This window comes from Nocardioides sp. GCM10030259 (genome assembly GCF_042666375.1).
Lineage (GTDB): Bacteria > Actinomycetota > Actinomycetes > Propionibacteriales > Nocardioidaceae > Nocardioides.
In genome coordinates this window covers 24,528-39,752 of sequence record NZ_JBHTDF010000019.1, presented here as the reverse complement: position 1 = coordinate 39,752, position 15,225 = coordinate 24,528, and the positions used below count along the sequence as shown (strand labels likewise).

At 72.8% G+C, this 15,225-nt stretch carries 18 protein-coding genes; 10 read left to right on the top strand and 8 right to left on the bottom strand.

All coding sequences use genetic code 11. The features are described from left to right. Positions 1-18: 18 nt before the first annotated feature. The 4 genes from ACFQQI_RS16535 to ACFQQI_RS16520 are packed head-to-tail and all read right to left on the bottom strand — an operon-like array spanning position 19 to position 3,986. A complete protein-coding gene (locus ACFQQI_RS16535; protein WP_378565721.1) occupies positions 19-1,038 on the bottom strand; it encodes an ABC transporter substrate-binding protein in 1,020 nt (339 codons plus the stop codon). Then, complete coding sequence (locus ACFQQI_RS16530) at positions 1,022-1,876, bottom strand: ABC transporter ATP-binding protein (RefSeq protein ID WP_378565718.1); 855 nt, start codon at positions 1,874-1,876, stop codon at positions 1,022-1,024. The genes ACFQQI_RS16535 and ACFQQI_RS16530 overlap by 17 nt, the downstream gene beginning before the upstream one ends. Continuing rightward, positions 1,873-2,943, bottom strand: coding sequence for a FecCD family ABC transporter permease (locus ACFQQI_RS16525; protein WP_378565715.1), 1,071 nt, complete (start codon positions 2,941-2,943; stop codon positions 1,873-1,875). The genes ACFQQI_RS16530 and ACFQQI_RS16525 overlap by 4 nt, the downstream gene beginning before the upstream one ends. Next, positions 2,940-3,986, bottom strand: a complete 1,047-nt coding sequence (locus ACFQQI_RS16520) for a FecCD family ABC transporter permease (protein ID WP_378565712.1) — start codon at positions 3,984-3,986, stop codon at positions 2,940-2,942. Before ACFQQI_RS16520 ends, ACFQQI_RS16525 begins: the two co-directional genes overlap by 4 nt. 144 nt (positions 3,987-4,130) lie before the next feature. Here ACFQQI_RS16520 and ACFQQI_RS16515 point away from each other — a divergent pair, with 144 nt between their 5' ends. From ACFQQI_RS16515 to ACFQQI_RS16505, 3 genes are all read left to right on the top strand, one after another. Continuing rightward, positions 4,131-5,717 (top strand): serine/threonine-protein kinase, encoded by a 1,587-nt coding sequence (locus ACFQQI_RS16515; RefSeq protein ID WP_378565709.1) that lies wholly within the window; start codon positions 4,131-4,133, stop codon positions 5,715-5,717. Positions 5,718-5,877: 160 nt separating this feature from the next. Continuing rightward, positions 5,878-7,461, top strand: coding sequence for a citramalate synthase (gene cimA / locus ACFQQI_RS16510; protein WP_378565705.1), 1,584 nt, complete (start codon positions 5,878-5,880; stop codon positions 7,459-7,461). A 42-nt stretch (positions 7,462-7,503) separates the two neighbouring features. Then, on the top strand, positions 7,504-7,878 hold the full coding sequence (locus ACFQQI_RS16505; protein ID WP_378565702.1) for a nuclear transport factor 2 family protein: 375 nt from the start codon (positions 7,504-7,506) through the stop codon (positions 7,876-7,878). On the opposite strand, the gene ACFQQI_RS16500 is transcribed toward ACFQQI_RS16505, so the two are convergent. Continuing rightward, positions 7,872-8,486, bottom strand: a complete 615-nt coding sequence (locus ACFQQI_RS16500) for a TetR/AcrR family transcriptional regulator (RefSeq protein ID WP_378565699.1) — start codon at positions 8,484-8,486, stop codon at positions 7,872-7,874. The two genes, ACFQQI_RS16505 and ACFQQI_RS16500, sit on opposite strands and share 7 nt — an antisense overlap. 92 nt (positions 8,487-8,578) lie before the next feature. Between ACFQQI_RS16500 and ACFQQI_RS16495 the strand changes: the two genes are divergently transcribed. Genes ACFQQI_RS16495 through ACFQQI_RS16470 form a run of 6 tightly spaced genes read left to right on the top strand, consistent with a single transcriptional unit; the run spans position 8,579 to position 12,577 of the window. Further along, on the top strand, positions 8,579-9,127 hold the full coding sequence (locus tag ACFQQI_RS16495) for an NAD(P)H-dependent oxidoreductase (RefSeq protein WP_378565696.1): 549 nt from the start codon (positions 8,579-8,581) through the stop codon (positions 9,125-9,127). 33 nt (positions 9,128-9,160) lie between these two features. Next, positions 9,161-10,558, top strand: a complete 1,398-nt coding sequence (locus ACFQQI_RS16490) for an amidase (protein ID WP_378565693.1) — start codon at positions 9,161-9,163, stop codon at positions 10,556-10,558. Beyond that, complete coding sequence (locus tag ACFQQI_RS16485) at positions 10,552-11,085, top strand: GNAT family N-acetyltransferase (RefSeq protein ID WP_378565690.1); 534 nt, start codon at positions 10,552-10,554, stop codon at positions 11,083-11,085. Before ACFQQI_RS16490 ends, ACFQQI_RS16485 begins: the two co-directional genes overlap by 7 nt. After that, positions 11,082-11,465 carry a VOC family protein gene (locus tag ACFQQI_RS16480; RefSeq protein WP_378565687.1) on the top strand — a complete coding sequence of 128 codons (384 nt, stop codon included), beginning with the start codon at positions 11,082-11,084 and terminating at the stop codon, positions 11,463-11,465. Before ACFQQI_RS16485 ends, ACFQQI_RS16480 begins: the two co-directional genes overlap by 4 nt. A 36-nt stretch (positions 11,466-11,501) precedes the next feature. Continuing rightward, positions 11,502-12,158, top strand: coding sequence for an SDR family oxidoreductase (locus ACFQQI_RS16475; RefSeq protein ID WP_378565684.1), 657 nt, complete (start codon positions 11,502-11,504; stop codon positions 12,156-12,158). Continuing rightward, positions 12,155-12,577: an MmcQ/YjbR family DNA-binding protein gene (locus ACFQQI_RS16470; RefSeq protein WP_378565681.1), complete on the top strand. Its 423-nt coding sequence runs from the start codon at positions 12,155-12,157 to the stop codon at positions 12,575-12,577. Before ACFQQI_RS16475 ends, ACFQQI_RS16470 begins: the two co-directional genes overlap by 4 nt. On the opposite strand, the gene ACFQQI_RS16465 is transcribed toward ACFQQI_RS16470, so the two are convergent. The 3 genes from ACFQQI_RS16465 to ACFQQI_RS16455 are packed head-to-tail and all read right to left on the bottom strand — an operon-like array spanning position 12,574 to position 14,519. Further along, positions 12,574-13,185 carry an energy-coupling factor transporter transmembrane component T family protein gene (locus ACFQQI_RS16465; RefSeq protein WP_378565679.1) on the bottom strand — a complete coding sequence of 204 codons (612 nt, stop codon included), beginning with the start codon at positions 13,183-13,185 and terminating at the stop codon, positions 12,574-12,576. The two genes, ACFQQI_RS16470 and ACFQQI_RS16465, sit on opposite strands and share 4 nt — an antisense overlap. A 7-nt stretch (positions 13,186-13,192) precedes the next feature. Further along, a complete protein-coding gene (locus ACFQQI_RS16460) occupies positions 13,193-13,888 on the bottom strand; it encodes an energy-coupling factor ABC transporter ATP-binding protein (protein ID WP_378565677.1) in 696 nt (231 codons plus the stop codon). A gap of 13 nt (positions 13,889-13,901) precedes the next feature. Then, positions 13,902-14,519, bottom strand: a complete 618-nt coding sequence (locus ACFQQI_RS16455) for a biotin transporter BioY (RefSeq protein ID WP_378565674.1) — start codon at positions 14,517-14,519, stop codon at positions 13,902-13,904. Positions 14,520-14,632: 113 nt separating this feature from the next. On the opposite strand from ACFQQI_RS16455, the gene ACFQQI_RS16450 reads away from it, so the two are divergent. Then, positions 14,633-15,214 carry a TetR/AcrR family transcriptional regulator C-terminal domain-containing protein gene (locus tag ACFQQI_RS16450; protein ID WP_378565671.1) on the top strand — a complete coding sequence of 194 codons (582 nt, stop codon included), beginning with the start codon at positions 14,633-14,635 and terminating at the stop codon, positions 15,212-15,214. Positions 15,215-15,225 lie beyond the last annotated feature (11 nt).

The following is a 15,225-nucleotide window of genomic DNA, read 5'->3' as shown; positions in this document are numbered from 1 at the left end:
TGTCGTTGCGTCGTCGGGTCAGGCGACGTCCTGGCCGGCGGTCAGCCAGCCGGTCAGCTCCTCCATGTACGACGTCAGCGAGACGTAGTCCATCGACTTGAACTTCCACGGCTCGACCTGCCCGGCCTCGACGGCAGCGAGCTTCCCGAACACCGGCTGCTCCTCGAGCTGCTCGGTCGAGTAGGAGCCGCGCTGGGAGTTGAGGATCAGGTCGGCGTCGTACTTGTCGGCGTTCTCCCAGCTCAGGGTCTCCCAGTAGTAGTCACCCTTGCCGCCGGTCTTCTCGAACCGGACCCCGACGGACTGCAGGTAGTTCATCATCGGGTCGTCCTGCGGGATCAGGACGTAGAGGCCGGCGTCCTCGGCGTACATGGGCAGCACCGTGAGGCCGGTGCCGGCCGCCTGGGTCAGCTCGGCGGACGCGGCCTCGAACGCCGCCTTGTCCTCGGCGACGTCCGAGCCCTCGGCGGTGTCGATGCCGAGGGAGGCCGCGAGCTCCTCGTTGGTCGCGGCGACGTCGAGGGCGGAGCCGGACTGCTCGACGCCGACGACGGGCGCGATCTCCTTGATCTTCGCCAGCTGCGCCTTGTCCTTGAAGCCGTACATCTCCTCGGGGGTGTCGCCGTCGTACGTCGTGGTGACGATCAGGTCGGGCTGCAGCGCGGCGAGCTCCTCGAGGTTGATCTCGCCGTACGTCGTGCCGATCACCTCGGTCTCGGACAGCTCGATGTCCTCGAACGTCGGGTCCTCGGCGGGGTCCATGTAGTGGAAGAGCGCGACCGGGGTGATCCCGAAGTTCCAGAGCGCCGCGCCCGCGTCGCCGTACGCCGCGATGCGGGTGGGGGTCTCGTCGAGCTCGACGGTCTGGCCGAGGTCGTCGGTGTAGCTCCACGGGCCCTGGGCCGGGGCCGCGCTGCTGTCGGCGGCGGCGTCGCTGCCGTCGTCGCTGCTGCCGCAGGCGGCGAGCAGGGCGGACGTGGCGAGGGCGACGGCGCCGACGAGGAGCCGACGACGGAACCGGTCAGGACTGCGGAGCATGGGCGAGCTCTTTCTGCTGGGGGTCGGTGGCGACGGCCGTGGCGGCCGAGGAGACCGGGACGATGATCGGGAGTCCCGTGCGTGGGTCGGAGAGGACGTCGGCCTCGAGGCCGAACGTCTCGGCGAGCATGGCGGAGGTGAACACCTCGGTCGGGGTGCCCTCGGTGACGACCACGCCGCCCTTCATGACGACGATGACGTCGCTGTAGCGGGCCGCCAGGTTGAGGTCGTGCAGCACCATCACGACCGTGCGGCCGCGCTCGCGGTTGAGCCGGGCGACCAGGTCGAGGACCTCCACCTGGTGGGCGAGGTCGAGGTACGTCGTGGGCTCGTCGAGCAGCAGCAGCTCGGTGTCCTGGGCGAGCGTCATCGCGATCCAGGCGCGCTGGCGCTGCCCGCCGGAGAGCTGGTCGAGCGGCCGGTCGCGGAGCTCCGCGGTGTCGGTCAGCTCGAGCGCGAGGTCGACGATGCGCTCGTCCTCAGGCGACCACTGGCTGAACCAGCGCTGGTGCGGGTGCCGGCCGCGGCCGACCAGGTCCCGGACGAGCAGGCCGTCGGGGGCGATCGGGCTCTGCGGCAGCAGCGCCATCCGGCGAGCGACCTCGCGGGTGGAGACGTCATGGATCGGCTCGCCGTCGAGGAAGACGGTGCCGCTCGCGGGCTTGAGCAGCCGCGACATGGTGCGCAGCAGCGTCGACTTGCCGCACCCGTTGGGCCCCACGATCGTCGTGACCTTGCCGTCGGCGACCGCGAGCGACAGCGAGTGGACGACCGGGTCCTCGCCGTACCCGACGGAGACGGCCTCGGTGCGCAGCCGGGCGGGAGTGGGGGCGTTCATGCTGACACCTTTCGGTTGGTGCGGAGCAGCAGCCAGATGAGGTACGGCGCGCCGATCGCCGCGGTGACCAGGCCGGCGGGCAGGGCGAACGGGATGAGGACGCGGGTCACGAAGTCGGCCGCCACGACCAGGCAGGCGCCGTAGATCATCGACGCGAGCATCGGCGGACGCGAGCCGCCGGTGAGCCGGAGCGCGATCTGCGGGACGACGAAGGCGACGAACTCCAGCGGGCCGACCGCGGAGACCGACACGGACACCAGGCCGACGGCGGCGACGAGCGTCAGGAGCTGGGTGAGCTGGAGCCGCACGCCCAGCCCGCGGGCGGCGTCGTCGCCGAGCTGCAGCGCGTTGAGCGAGCGGGCGAGCAGCAGGGCCAGGGGCACGAGCACGGCGAGGGCCCAGATCAGCGGCCAGGCCTGCTCCCACCCGCGGGCGTTGAGCGAGCCGTTGAGCCAGACGTGGGCGCTGGCGGCGTCCTCGATCCGCGCCTTCACGAGCAGGTACGACGTGGCGGCCGTCAGGGCGGCGCTCAGCCCGATGCCGACGAGCACCAGGCGCTGGCCGTCGATGCCCTTGCGCCACGAGAGCAGGTAGAGCAGCGTCGCGGCGAGCATGCCGCCGGTGAACGCCGCGAGCGGCACGCCCATCGTCTGCAGTGGCCCGGTGATCAGGCCGCCGCCGTACCCGGACGCTCCGGAGAGCACGATCACCGCGACCGCGCCGAGGGCGGCGCCCCGGGTGACGCCGAGGATGTCGGGGCTGGCCAGCGGGTTGCGCGCGAACGTCTGGAAGAGCGCCCCGGACAGGCCGAGCGCGGCGCCGGTGAGGATCGCGACGAGCGTCTGCGGGAGCCGCAGCTCCATCACGATGAACTGCTGGCCGGCGTCGCCGCCGCCCAGGAGCGTGCGGATGACGTCGGTCACCGGGATCTCGAAGTCGCCCTTCGCCAGGTCGAGCGCGACCAGGACGGCGAGCAGCACCAGGCCGCCGAGGCAGGCGAGCCCGGCGCGCAGCGGCACCAGCCAGGACGCGGCGCCGATCCGGATCGGCGCGCTGAGGGTCGTCATATCCGCACCATCCGGGTTCGTCGGACCAGGTAGATGAACACGGGGCCGCCGATCAGCGCCATCACGATGCCGACCTGGAGCTCGCCGGGCCGGACGATCACCCGCCCGATGACGTCGGCGACGACGAGCAGCAGCGCCCCGATGAAGGCGGAGTACGGGATCACCCAGCGGTAGTCGACGCCCGCGAAGAAGCGCGCGACGTGCGGGACGACGAGGCCGACGAAGGCGATCGGGCCGCAGGCGGCGGTCGCGGCGCCGGTCAGCATCATCACGCCGAGGACGCCGATCGCCTTGTGCCGCATCGGGTGCAGGCCGAGGGAGACGGCGACGTCGTCGCCGAGCTGCAGCAGGTTGAGCGTCGAGGCGCTGCTCGCGGCGAGCGCGAGCCCGACGACGATGAACGGCAGCACCTCCCAGAAGACCTCCATGCCGCGTCCGGCGACCGAGCCGACGGCCCAGAACCGGTAGGCGTCGAGGGTGTCGATGTCGCGGAGCACGACGACCTGGGTGAGGGCGAAGAGGAGCGCGCTGACGGCCGTGCCGGCGAGCACCAGCGACACCGGGTCGGGACCGCCCCTCGTCGAGCCGATCGCGAAGACGGCCGCTGCGGCGAGGCCGGCGCCGGCGAGCGAGAACCAGGCGTAGCCGGTGAGGTCGTGGACGCCGAACGCGTAGATGCCGATGACGACCGCGAACGCCGCACCCGCCTCGACGCCGAGCAGGCCCGGGTCGGCGAGCGGGTTGCGGGTGTGGCCCTGCATCAGCGCGCCGGCGATGCCGAGCGCGATGCCGACCGCGATCGCGAGCACGGTCCGGGGGATGCGCAGGTCGTGGACGATCGTCGACGCGTCCGACCCGTCGGGGCTGAAGAGCACGTCGAGCACGGTCGGGAGCCCGATCGGGCGGCTCCCGACCGCCAGGCTGACCAGGGTCGCCAGGGCGAGCAGCAGGGCCAGCACCACGAGGCCGCGCACGGTCCCGTGCCGCAGGGCAGGCGCCGGCCGGGCGGGTGACGCCACCGGTGGGGGCGCGGTCGAGGTCATCGGCGGTCCAGGGTTCTCGGGAGAGCGCAGGACGGACGGCCCCGCACGACAAGGTAAGGCTTACCTTACTGGTGGCGGGACGGTGTCTGGAAGAGGGTGGCCGTTCTGCCCGGATGCCGACCCGGTCACAGGTAGCCTCGGGCCGTGACGAGCACCCCCTCGCCGGCCGGCTCCGCCGGCTCGGCCGAGCGCCCCACCATCGGCGGCTACACGCTGCTGACCAAGCTGGGCGAGGGCGGCATGGGCGTGGTCCACCTGGCGCGGCGCGGTGACGGCGAGCGGATCGCCCTCAAGGTGCTGCGCCCGCACATCGTCGGCGACGACGAGGCCCGGCAGCGCCTGGCGCGCGAGGTCGGGTCGCTGCAGCGGGTGAACAGCCGCTGGGTGGCCGGGATCGTCGACGCCGACCCGTGGGGGGAGGTGCCGTACGTCGCCACGCGCTACGTCCCCGGGCCGTCCCTGCACGACATGATCGTCGACGAGGGGGCGATCACCGGCCCGGACCTGTACTGGCTCGCGGGCTGCCTGGCCGAGGGCCTCGCCTCGGTCCACGCCGTGGGTGTGCTGCACCGCGACGTGAAGCCCTCCAACGTGCTGATGGAGGGGCGCACCCCGATCCTCATCGACTTCGGGCTGGCCCGCGTCGCCGACGACCCGAAGCTCACCCACACCGGCTGGCTGCTCGGCACGCCGGGCTACCTCGCGCCCGAGATCCTGTACGGCGAGGACGCCACCCCCGCGTCCGACGTCCACTCCTGGGCCGCGACCGTTGCGTACGCCGGCACCGGGCACCCGCCGTTCGGCCGGGGGCCGTCGATGGCGATCATGGACCGGGTCCGGCGCGGCCAGTTCGACCTGACCGGGCTGCCCGACGACCTGGGCCAGGTGGTCGCCGCCGCCCTCGACCCCGAGCCGCGCAACCGCCCGACCGTCGCCGAGCTGCTCGCGTGGCTGCGGCCGCTGACCACGCGCCGCGACGCGCCGCCGACCCCGCCGCCGACCCCCGTCGAGCACGACCCCTACACCGTCCCGCTCGCGCTGGCCTCGCAGGCCGCGGCGGACGACGAGACCGACGTGTGGCCCGGCCACGACACGCCCGAGCCGTACACGCTGGCGCTGCCCCCCGAGGGCGCGACCGAGCTCTACGGCGAGCAGCGACCGGGGTTCGCGGAGCGGCTGCGCCGCGGCACCCTGCTCTCGGGGCTCGCCCTGGCCGCGGGCGCCGGCTGCGCGGCGTACCCCTGGCTCACGCTGGCAGCCCTCGTCCTGCTCACGTGGCTGCTGCGCAGCGTCTCGCTGGCGGCGTCGGCGCAGGACCAGCGCCGGCAGTACCGCGGCCGCAAGTGGTACGACGGCGCGCAGCTGCTCGTCGCGGCCCCCTGGCACCTGGTCCAGTCGATCCCCGGCGCGGTGCTGCTCGTGCTGTGGTCCCTCGGCCTGGCGACCGCGGCCGCGCTGGTCTGCTACGCGGTGGCGACCGGGCTCGAGCTCGCGCTCTTCGTCTGCGGTGTCGTGCTCGCCGCCTCACTGTGGTGGGGGCCGGGCGGCTCGCGCCTGCGCGACCCGGTCGGCGCGGTCGTCGACCCGCTCGCGGCGCGACCGCGGACCTGGGTCGTCGCGCTCGTCGTCGTGGTCGCCGGTGTCCTCGCCCTCGGCCTCCGCGCGGAGCTCGAGGGCACCTCCTGGAGCCCGGCGGACGGCCGCCCGCATGTCGAGATCCCTGGTGGCTGATCACGGCCGCGTGGCACGATGAGGCCGTGCACCACCGACCGATCATCATTGCCTAGCGCGTCGTCGCTCCCGCCAGGGAAGCCCGACGCGCCAACCTCTCGTTCCCGGGGGGTTTTTTTGTTGCCCGAGCACGGAAGCCCAGAAGATGGAAGAGAGCCCGATGGACCTCCACGGCGCGTTCCACGTCTACGACACCACCCTGCGTGACGGCGCGCAGCAGGAGGGGCTCAACCTGACGGTCGCCGACAAGCTGGCGATCGCGCGCCAGCTCGACGGGCTCGGCGTCGGCTACATCGAGGGTGGCTGGCCGGGCGCCAACCCCAAGGACACTGAGTTCTTCCGGCGGGCAGCCCAGGAGCTCGACCTCAAGCACGCGAAGCTGGCGGCGTTCGGCGCCACGCGGCGGGCCGGCGTGAAGGCGGCCGACGACCCGCTGGTCGCGGCGCTGCGCGACAGCGGCGCTCCCGTTGTGACGCTGGTGGCGAAGTCGCACGACCGCCACGTCGAGCTGGCGCTGCGGACCACGCTCGAGGAGAACCTCGCGATGGTCCGCGACACGGTCTCGCACCTGCGCGCCGAGGGGCAGGAGGTCTTCCTCGACGCCGAGCACTTCTTCAACGGCTACCGGGACAACCGCGCCTACGCGCTCGAGGTGCTGCGCACGGCGTACGACGCGGGCGCCTCGGTCATCGCCCTGTGCGACACCAACGGCGGCATGCTGCCGCACTGGGTCGCCGACACCGTCCACGACGTCATCGAGTCCACCGGCGTCCGGGTCGGCATCCATGCCCACAACGACACCGGCTGCGCGATCGCGAACTCGCTCTCCGCCGTCGACGCCGGCGCCACCCACGTGCAGGGCTGCATCAACGGCTACGGCGAGCGCACCGGCAACGCCGACCTGGTCGCCGTCGTCGCCAACCTCGAGCTCAAGCTCGACCGCCAGGTGCTGCCGCAGGGCCTGCTCGGCGAGGCGACGCGGATCGCCCACGCGGTCGCCGAGGTCACGAACTTCCCGCCGGCGTCCCGGCAGCCGTACGTCGGCAGCTCGGCGTTCACGCACAAGGCCGGCCTGCACGCGAGCGCCATCAAGGTCGATCCGAACCTCTACCAGCACATGGACCCGGCCGGCGTCGGCAACGACATGCGGCTGCTGGTCTCCGACATGGCCGGCCGCGCGTCGATCGAGCTCAAGGGCCGCGAGCTCGGCTTCGACCTCTCGGGCGACCGCGAGCTGGTCACCCGGATCACCGACCGGGTCAAGGTGCTCGAGAACCGCGGCTTCACCTTCGAGGCCGCCGACGCCTCCTTCGAGCTGCTGCTCATCGAGGAGGTCGAGGGCCTGCGCCCGACGTACTTCGAGGTCGAGTCCTGGCGGGTCATCACCGAGACCGTCCCGCAGGGCGACGCCCTCTCGGAGGCGACCGTGAAGCTGCGCGCCGGCGGCGTCCGCTACGTCGTCACCGGCGAGGGCAACGGTCCCGTCAACGCGCTCGACCAGGCGTTGCGGGCCGCGATCGAGCAGGCGTACCCCGAGGTCGCGAAGTTCGAGCTCATCGACTACAAGGTGCGCATCCTCGACCAGGGCCACGGCACCGACGCGATCACCCGGGTGCTCATCGAGACCAGCGACGGCGAGACGTCCTGGCTGACCGTCGGCGTCGGCGCCAACGTCATCGAGGCGTCGTGGGGCGCCCTCGTCGACGGGGTCACGTTCGGACTGCGGCGGCACCACCAGGGCTGACCGTCGGGGCTGACCGTCGGTGCCGTCGGCCATGATCGGCCCATGACCGACACCGCTGCGCTCGCGCGCGCGTTCGTGCAGACCCTGGACGCCCGCGACTGGGACGCCTGGACCGCCCTCCTGGACCCCGAGGTCGTCTACCTGCTGCCGCAGACCCGGGAGCGCATCTCGGGCCGCGCGGCCTACCTGGAGTTCAACCAGACCTACCCCGGCGACTGGAGCCTGCGACCGAAGGTCGTGATCGCGGACGCCGAGCGAGCGGTGGTCTGGTTCGAGTGGTCGGTGGGCGCCGAGCGGTCGGAGGCGCAGGTCTTCCTCGAGTTCGGCGGCGACGGCCTGGTCACCCGGGTCACCGACTTCTGGCCGGAGTCCTACGACCCGCCCGAGCGGATGGTCGACACCGTCGAGCGCTACTGATCCGGCGCGAGGTCCCGGCCCACGATGCGCCGGGCCAGGTCGACCCAGCCGGCGTAGACCCGCTCGAGCGGGAAGCCCTCGATCGTCACCTGCTGGTCGAGGATCGGCGCCTCCAGGGGCGCGAGCAGCGCGGTCGCGAGGATCGGCACGTCACCGGTCACCTCGAGTTGGCCGAGCAGGTAGCGCGTGTGCATCGCGACGAAGGAGTACGCCGCGAACGAGCGCGTGCCCGCCTGCCCCGCGGCCCGGATCAGCTCGGCGTGCAGCAGGGTCGTCTCGAGCCGCGACCGGCCGAACGCCAGCAGCCGGTCCCACGGGTCGGCGTCGGGACCGAGGGGCGGCGGCCCGGACATGACCTGTGCCTGCCACTCGGTCTCCGAGTGGTCGAGCACGGCCGCCATCAGCCCCTCGCGGGACTCGAACCGTCGGAACACCGTGCCCTTGCCGACGCCGGCGGCCGCCGCGACCGCGTCCATCGTCACGCTGCCCGGTCCGCAGCGCTCGACGAGCGCCGTCGCCGCCTCGAGCAGGAGCTCGCGGTTGCGCGCCGCGTCGCGACGCTCCGGCGGCGGAGCGTCGAGCAACGGCAGCAGGTGCGGCTCGGACATGTCGTGACCCTAGTGAGCAGGTGTGACGTACCGCTCGCGATATTCCGCAGATCCCCGGAATATGAAGCGGACCATGGTCCGTTTAGCCTGCCATGACCGACACCACCATCGCCGTCCTGGTCGGGAGCCTGCGCTCCGACTCCGTCAACCGCAAGCTGGCCGAGCTGCTGGCCACCCAGGCCCCCGAGGGCGTCACCGTCGACATCGTCGACGGCCTCGGCGAGGTCCCGTTCTACAACGAGGACGTCGACAACGACGCCGCCATCCCCTCCTCGGCCGCCGCCCTGCGCGAGCGGGTCCGCCGCGCGGACCGCGTCCTGGCCGTCACCCCGGAGTACAACGGCACGATGCCGGCCGTCCTCAACAACGCGATCGACTGGCTCTCGCGCCCGTACGGCGCCGGCGCGATGGTCGGCAAGCCGTTCGGAGTGATCGGCACGACCCCGACGCCGTACGGCGGGAAGTGGGCCCACGAGGACACCGCCCGCTCCGCGCGGATCGCCGGCGCGACCGTCGTCGAGGACGTCACCGTCTCCCAGTCCGCGATCGAGGTCGACGTGCTGACCGACCCCGATGTGCTGGCCCGGCTGACCAACGCCGTCCGGCTGCTCGCCGCCTACGAGTCGGAGGCCGCCGCCTGACGGCTGCCACCCGCGCCCGCTAGCGTCGGGGTCGTGGCCGAACTCCATGACCTGACCGCGCTGGAGCAGGGCGACCTGGTGCGGCGCCGCGAGGTGTCGCCCACGGAGCTGACCGAGCACTACCTCGAACGCGCCGACCGACTCGACTCGGTCGGCGCGTTCGTCACGCTCACCCCCGACCTCGCCCGGGACCGCGCGTCGCGACTCGAGGCCGGCGACGGCACGGGCCCGCTCTACGGCGTGCCCACCGCGATCAAGGACCTCAACCTGACGGCCGGGGTGCGCACGACGTTCGGCTCCGCGGCGTACGCCGACCACGTGCCGGAGGTCTCCGACGGCGTCACGCTGTCGATCGAGGCCGCGGGACTGGTGAGCCTCGGCAAGACGAACACCCCCGAGTTCGGGTCGCCCTGCTACACCGAGCCCGACGTGGCGCCCCCGGCGGTGACGCCGTGGGACCGCACCCGCACGGCCGGCGGCTCGTCGGGTGGCGCGGCGGCCGCCGTCGCGGCCGGCCTGGTGCCGCTCGCCCAGGGATCCGACGGCGGCGGGTCCATCCGGATCCCGGCCTCCTGCTGCGGGCTCGTCGGACTCAAGCCCACGCGTGGGCGGATCAGTGGTCACCCCATGTACGGCGACCCGGTGGGTTTGGCGACGGCCGGGCCGATCGCCCGGACGGTCGCCGACGCGGCGGCGATGCTCGACGTGCTCGGCGGTCGTCGCGTGGGTGATCCGGCCTGGGCACCACCTCCTTCCGAGAGCTTCCTGTCGGCCTGCGGCCGCGACCCGGGGCGGCTTCGGGTCGCGCGCTTCATCACACCAGTCATCACCGACACTCCCGTCGACAAGGAGTGCGTGCGGGCCTGGGAGGACGCGTCCCGGCTGCTCGAGTCGCTCGGCCACGAGGTCGAGGACGTCGACGTGCCCCTGCCCGCCGAGGCGGTCCCGGTCTTCGAGACCTGCTGGGCCGTGCTGACCGCACTCTCCGTCGCACCGCCCGACCGCGAGCACCTGCTCCGGCCGCTCACGCGATGGCTCTCCGAGCGCGGTCGCGCGGTCAGCGGACCCGAGTTCGGGCTCGCCATCGGCGCGATGCGACGCCATGCGGCGGCTGCGCTGACCGCCCTCGCGCCGTACGACGCGGTGCTCACCCCGACCCTCGCGACGCCGCCGCTGCCGGTCGGTGCGATGCGCGACGACGAGCACCCCGAGCGTGACTTCGAGGCGCAGAAGGCGTTCACCCCGTGGACGTCCGCGTGGAACGTCACCGGCATGCCGGCGGTCTCCCTCCCGCTGCACTGGACCCCCGACGGCCTTCCGGTCGGCGTCATGATCGCCGCGCGGCCGGCCGAGGAGGAGCTGTTGATCTCGCTCGCGGCGCAGGTCGAGCAGGCCGCGCCGTGGGCCGAACGAAAGGCACCCGGATGGTGACAGAGATGGTGACCGTGCGCCGCTGCCACACCGCCGAGCTCAGCGCGGCGGACCTCGACGAAGCCCGCGCGCTGTGCGACGCGGCGTTCGGCGACTTCACACCCGCCGACTGGTCGCACGCCCTCGGCGGCATGCACGCCGTCGTGCACGAGAACGGTCGCCTGGTCGCCCACGGCTCGCTGGTGCTGCGCCGGCTCATGGTCGACGGGATGTGGGTGCGGTGCGGGTACGTCGAGGCGGTGGCGGTCGCCGACGACGTACGCCGGAGCGGCCACGGCTCGGCGGTCATGGAGTCGCTCGAGGAGCTGGCGCCGGGATACGACGTGTTGGCGCTGAGTGCCTCCGACGGCGCGATCCCGTTCTACGAGGCGCGCGGCTGGGACCTCTGGCGCGGGCCGTCGTCGGTGGCGACGACCGTAGGTGTGGTGCCCACGCCCGACGACGACGGCGGGCTCTACGTGCGCGGCAACGGGATCAACCTCGACGCCCCGATCACCTGCGACTGGCGGGAGGGGGACGTGTGGTGAGCGAGCTGACGCCGTACCTCTGCGTCTCGGACGCCCGGGCCGCGATCGCGTGGTACGTCGACGTGCTGGGCGCCGAGGTGACCTTCGATCCGATCGTGATGGACGACGGACGCGTCGGCCACGTCGAGCTGGCGGTCGACGGCGCAGGCTGGATGATGTCGGACGAGTTCGACTCGGCCGGCGTCGCGGCGCCCGACCCGCGCCGCGGCAACGCGGTCTCGCTCCATCTCACCGTGGCTGACGTGGACGCCGTCTGCGACCGCGTCACGCGCGCGGGGGTGCCCCTGGATGGCGGGCCCGAGGACAGCCCTCCGGCCGGTCGGGTCGCGGTCTTCCACGACCCGTTCGGGCACCGCTGGTTCCTCAACCAGCCGAGCTGACGCATCGCCTCCGGCATCGCTGGCTACGGTGGCTGCATGAGTCGTCCGGTCATCGTGGTCGTCGGAGCAGGTCCGGGAGTGAGCGGTTCGGTCGCGCGCCGCTATGCGCGGGAGGGCTACGACGTCGGCCTGCTCGGCATCGACCCCGAGGAGCTCGCCGCCCTGGGCGTCGACCTGGAGGCGCTCGGCGCCAACGGACAGATCGCCGTGGTCGACATCACCGACGTCGACGCCACGACCGAGACGATCGCGACGATGGGCGAGAACTTCGGCCGCATCGACGTGCTGCACTTCAACCCCAGCGCCTTCCGCGAGAAGGACCCGCTCGAGCTCACGGTCGACGAGCTGCTCGACGACCTCGCGCTCGGCGTCGGCGCCCTGCTCACGAGCGTGCAGGCCGCGCGGCCGTTCATGGGCGAGGGCGGCCGGGTGACGGTCACCGGGAGCATGGCCGCCGACAAGCCGTGGAACAAGGCGGCGTCGCTCGGCATCCAGAAGGCCGGCGTACGCAACCTCGTGCACAGCATCGACACCACGCTCCAGGACGACGGCATCCGCGCGGTCTCGGTGACGGTGCGCGGCACCCTCGGCAAAGAGGGGCCGTTCACGCCCGACCGGGTCGCCGAGGTGCTCTGGGACGCCGCGCACCAGCTCGAGGCCGACTGGCAGACCGAGGTGCCCTACGCGGGATGAGCCGATCCCGGAAGGCGCGGGTCGAGGACGTCCATGAGATCGCCCTCGCGATGCCGTACGCCGAGATCGCCGAGGGCACGACGCGCGAGCGGCCGGTCTACCAGGTCGGCAGGAAGTCGTTCGTCTTCTTCCGGACCCCGCGGCCGGACGCGGTCGACCCGGAGACGGGTGAGCGGTACGACGACGTCATCGTCTTCTGGGTGCCGTCGGAGGCCGACAAGCAGGCGATGGTGCTCGACGAGTCGACGCCGTACTTCACCACCCCGCACTTCAACGGCCATCCGTCGGTGCTGCTGCGCGCCAGCAGGATCGGCGAGCTCACCCGCGACGAGCTCGTGGAGGTCGTGCAGGACGCGTGGCTCGCGCAGGCGTCGAAGCGTCGGGCGACCCAGTGGCTCGCCGAGCACGGCGGTGCCTAGTCGTCACCGATCCCGCGCGCGTGCAGGGCGTCGCCGGTCTCGTGCGCCCGCGCGACCACCCGGATCACGAACGGCGTGAGGAAGGCGCGCGGATGGCGTACGCCGCGGGCGCGCGCCGCGTCGCGGGTCTCGACCGCGAGTGCGACCGTGCCCGGCAGCGCCTGGATCGCGAGCCCGACCGTGAGCGCGACCCGGTCGGGGTCCACCCCGAACCGACGCAGCGGCCCGATCCAGCGGATCAGGGCGTCGAGCATCGCGTTGACCGGCGTCGTGGCCGACACGACGACGGCGCCCAGCGACAGCGCCACCAGGTCGACGAACGTCTCGATCGCCTTGTCGCGGCCGTACCACCACCACTGCAGCGCGCCGACGAAGACCGCGAGCAGCAGGACCGCACGCGCCGCCCGCGCCACCGTCGCCAGCCGGATCCTGGCGAGCAGGGCCAGTCCGAGGGCGATCGCGAGGAAGACCCAGGCCGCCGGCATGCTCCGCACCAGCACGATCGCGAGGCTGAACACCATCAGCCCGCCGAGCTTCACGCCGACCGGCAGGCGGTGCAGCACGGTGGTGCCGGGTTGGTAGACGCCGACGAGGCCGGTGTTGCTCATGGGGTGCTCACGACGCCACCGAGGCCAGGTAGTCGCCGACGGCGGCGTCGGCCGCCCCGTCGAAGCGGACCCGCGCGTCCTCGACCACCAGCACCCGGTCGCAGCGGCGGGCCAGGTCGAGGTCGTGGGTGACCAGCACGAGCTGCTGCTCGAGCGAGAAGAGCAGGTCGGCGACGCGGCGCGTGTTGGCGAGGTCGAGCAGGGTGGTCGGCTCGTCGGCGACCACGATCGCGGGCTCGACGGCGAGGACGCCGGCCAGCGCGAGCAGCTGCTTCTGGCCGCCGGACAGCGCGTGCACGCTGACGTCGGCGTGGTCGGCGAGCCCGTAGCGGCCGAGCACCTCGAGCGCCCGCTCCTTGCGCCGGGCCGGGTTGCGCTCGTGACGCCGCAGCGACAGCTCGACGTCCTCGACGCTGGTCGGCATCACCAGCTGGGCGGCCGGGTCGGTGAAGCAGAAGCCGACGCGACGGCGTACGGCGGCTCCGTGGCGCGCCACGTCGACGCCGTCGACGAGCACCCTGCCGGTGCTCGGGGAGACGAGGCCGTTGACCAGGCGCGCGAGCGTCGACTTGCCGGAGCCGTTGGCCCCGATGACGCCGACGCGCTGCTCGGTGAGCTCGACCGTCGTCGGCTCGAGCACCACGCGGGTGCCGCCGGGCACAGGCACGCTGAGCCCGGCGGCATCGAAGGTGATCGTGGGCAAGGCGCGGACAGGGTCAGTCGTCGATGCGCTGCATCTGCGGGAACGCGCGGAACACCTCGGCGGCGATCAGCGCGACCAGCGTGGTCTTGAGCAGGTCGCCGATCCAGAATGGCGTGTCGTAGGTGAGCGCCTCGTGCCACGACACGTCGAAGTAGAGCTTCATGCCGACGATGCCGAAGGGGTGGATCACCAGGATGCTGCCGGCGATCGAGCACGCGAAGACCCAGATCGCGCGGGTACGCCGCTCGCGCGCGACGTACTTGACCAGGAAGCCCGCCAGGGCGGCGGCGACCGGGAACGCGTAGAGGTAGCCCGCGCTGGGGCCGGTGAAGACGCCCAGGCCCGAGGAGTGCTCGGCGAAGACCGGCAGCCCGATCGCGCCGAGGAGCAGGTAGAGGGAGACGGCCAGGAAGCCGCGCACCGGCCCGAGCAGGCAGCCCGCGAGCATCACGCCGAAGGTCTGCAGCGTGATCGGCACGCCCGCGCCGCCGACGGGGATCGCGCCGATGTAGGCGCAGGCGGAGATGAGTGCAGCGAAGGCCGCGATCAGTGCGATGTCGGTGGTCGACGAGCGCCGTCGCACGCGGGGTGCCTCCGCGTCGTCGGTCGGGGAGAGGGGGGTCTCGGCCATGGCCATGCTCGGTCCTTCGGATCGGCGCCGGAACGCTGGTCAGGTGAACGGCGTTCAGGTTAGGGTTCGGGCTGCGCCGGGGTCAACGCTCCCCGGGCGGGACGGAGGGTGACGTGCGCTACCACCGGGCCGATGTCGTCGACCGGGCGCTGGGGGTCCTCGACACCTACGGGCTCGCCGACCTGACCATGCGGCGGCTCGGCACGGAGCTCGGCGTCCAGCCCAGCGCGCTCTACCACCACTTCGCCAACAAGCAGGAGCTGCTCGCCGCCGTCGCCGACGAGATCCTCGCCCGCGGCCGCCGCGACGTGCGCCCGCCCGCGTGGGATGCCCGTGTCGAGGCGGTCTGCACCGAGCTGCGCGACGGGCTGCTGGCCTACCGCGACGGCGCCGAGCTCGTCGCGACCGTGCGCTCCTTCGGCATCGGCGCGGCCACGCCGTACGACGAGCTCGTGGTCGCCCTCGGCGAGGGCGGCCTCACCCCGGCGCAGGTGCCGGTGGCCGCGCGCACGCTGCTGCACTTCGTCTTCGGTCACGTGGTCGACGAGCAGACCCACCTCCAGGCCGGCTCCGCCGGCGCGATCGACGGCGCCCCGCGCGAGGACTCCGACTTCGCCCTCGGGCTGGGGCTGGTGCTCGACGGGATCCGGCAGCGGGTCGCAGACCCGTCAGGAATCGAGAAGCAGCGCCGGTAGGACCTCACTAG

Coding starts and splice junctions, on each gene's coding strand:
- ACFQQI_RS16525 (WP_378565715.1), bottom strand. CDS start 2,943: ATGACGACCCTCAGCGCGCCGATCCGGATCGGCGCCGCGTCCTGGCTG.
- ACFQQI_RS16495 (WP_378565696.1), top strand. CDS start 8,579: ATGACCGACACCACCATCGCCGTCCTGGTCGGGAGCCTGCGCTCCGAC.
- ACFQQI_RS16455 (WP_378565674.1), bottom strand. CDS start 14,519: ATGGCCGAGACCCCCCTCTCCCCGACCGACGACGCGGAGGCACCCCGC.
- ACFQQI_RS16485 (WP_378565690.1), top strand. CDS start 10,552: ATGGTGACAGAGATGGTGACCGTGCGCCGCTGCCACACCGCCGAGCTC.
- ACFQQI_RS16530 (WP_378565718.1), bottom strand. CDS start 1,876: ATGAACGCCCCCACTCCCGCCCGGCTGCGCACCGAGGCCGTCTCCGTC.
- ACFQQI_RS16475 (WP_378565684.1), top strand. CDS start 11,502: ATGAGTCGTCCGGTCATCGTGGTCGTCGGAGCAGGTCCGGGAGTGAGC.
- ACFQQI_RS16465 (WP_378565679.1), bottom strand. CDS start 13,185: ATGAGCAACACCGGCCTCGTCGGCGTCTACCAACCCGGCACCACCGTG.
- cimA (WP_378565705.1), top strand. CDS start 5,878: ATGGACCTCCACGGCGCGTTCCACGTCTACGACACCACCCTGCGTGAC.
- ACFQQI_RS16520 (WP_378565712.1), bottom strand. CDS start 3,986: ATGACCTCGACCGCGCCCCCACCGGTGGCGTCACCCGCCCGGCCGGCG.
- ACFQQI_RS16535 (WP_378565721.1), bottom strand. CDS start 1,038: ATGCTCCGCAGTCCTGACCGGTTCCGTCGTCGGCTCCTCGTCGGCGCC.
- ACFQQI_RS16500 (WP_378565699.1), bottom strand. CDS start 8,486: ATGTCCGAGCCGCACCTGCTGCCGTTGCTCGACGCTCCGCCGCCGGAG.
- ACFQQI_RS16470 (WP_378565681.1), top strand. CDS start 12,155: ATGAGCCGATCCCGGAAGGCGCGGGTCGAGGACGTCCATGAGATCGCC.
- ACFQQI_RS16505 (WP_378565702.1), top strand. CDS start 7,504: ATGACCGACACCGCTGCGCTCGCGCGCGCGTTCGTGCAGACCCTGGAC.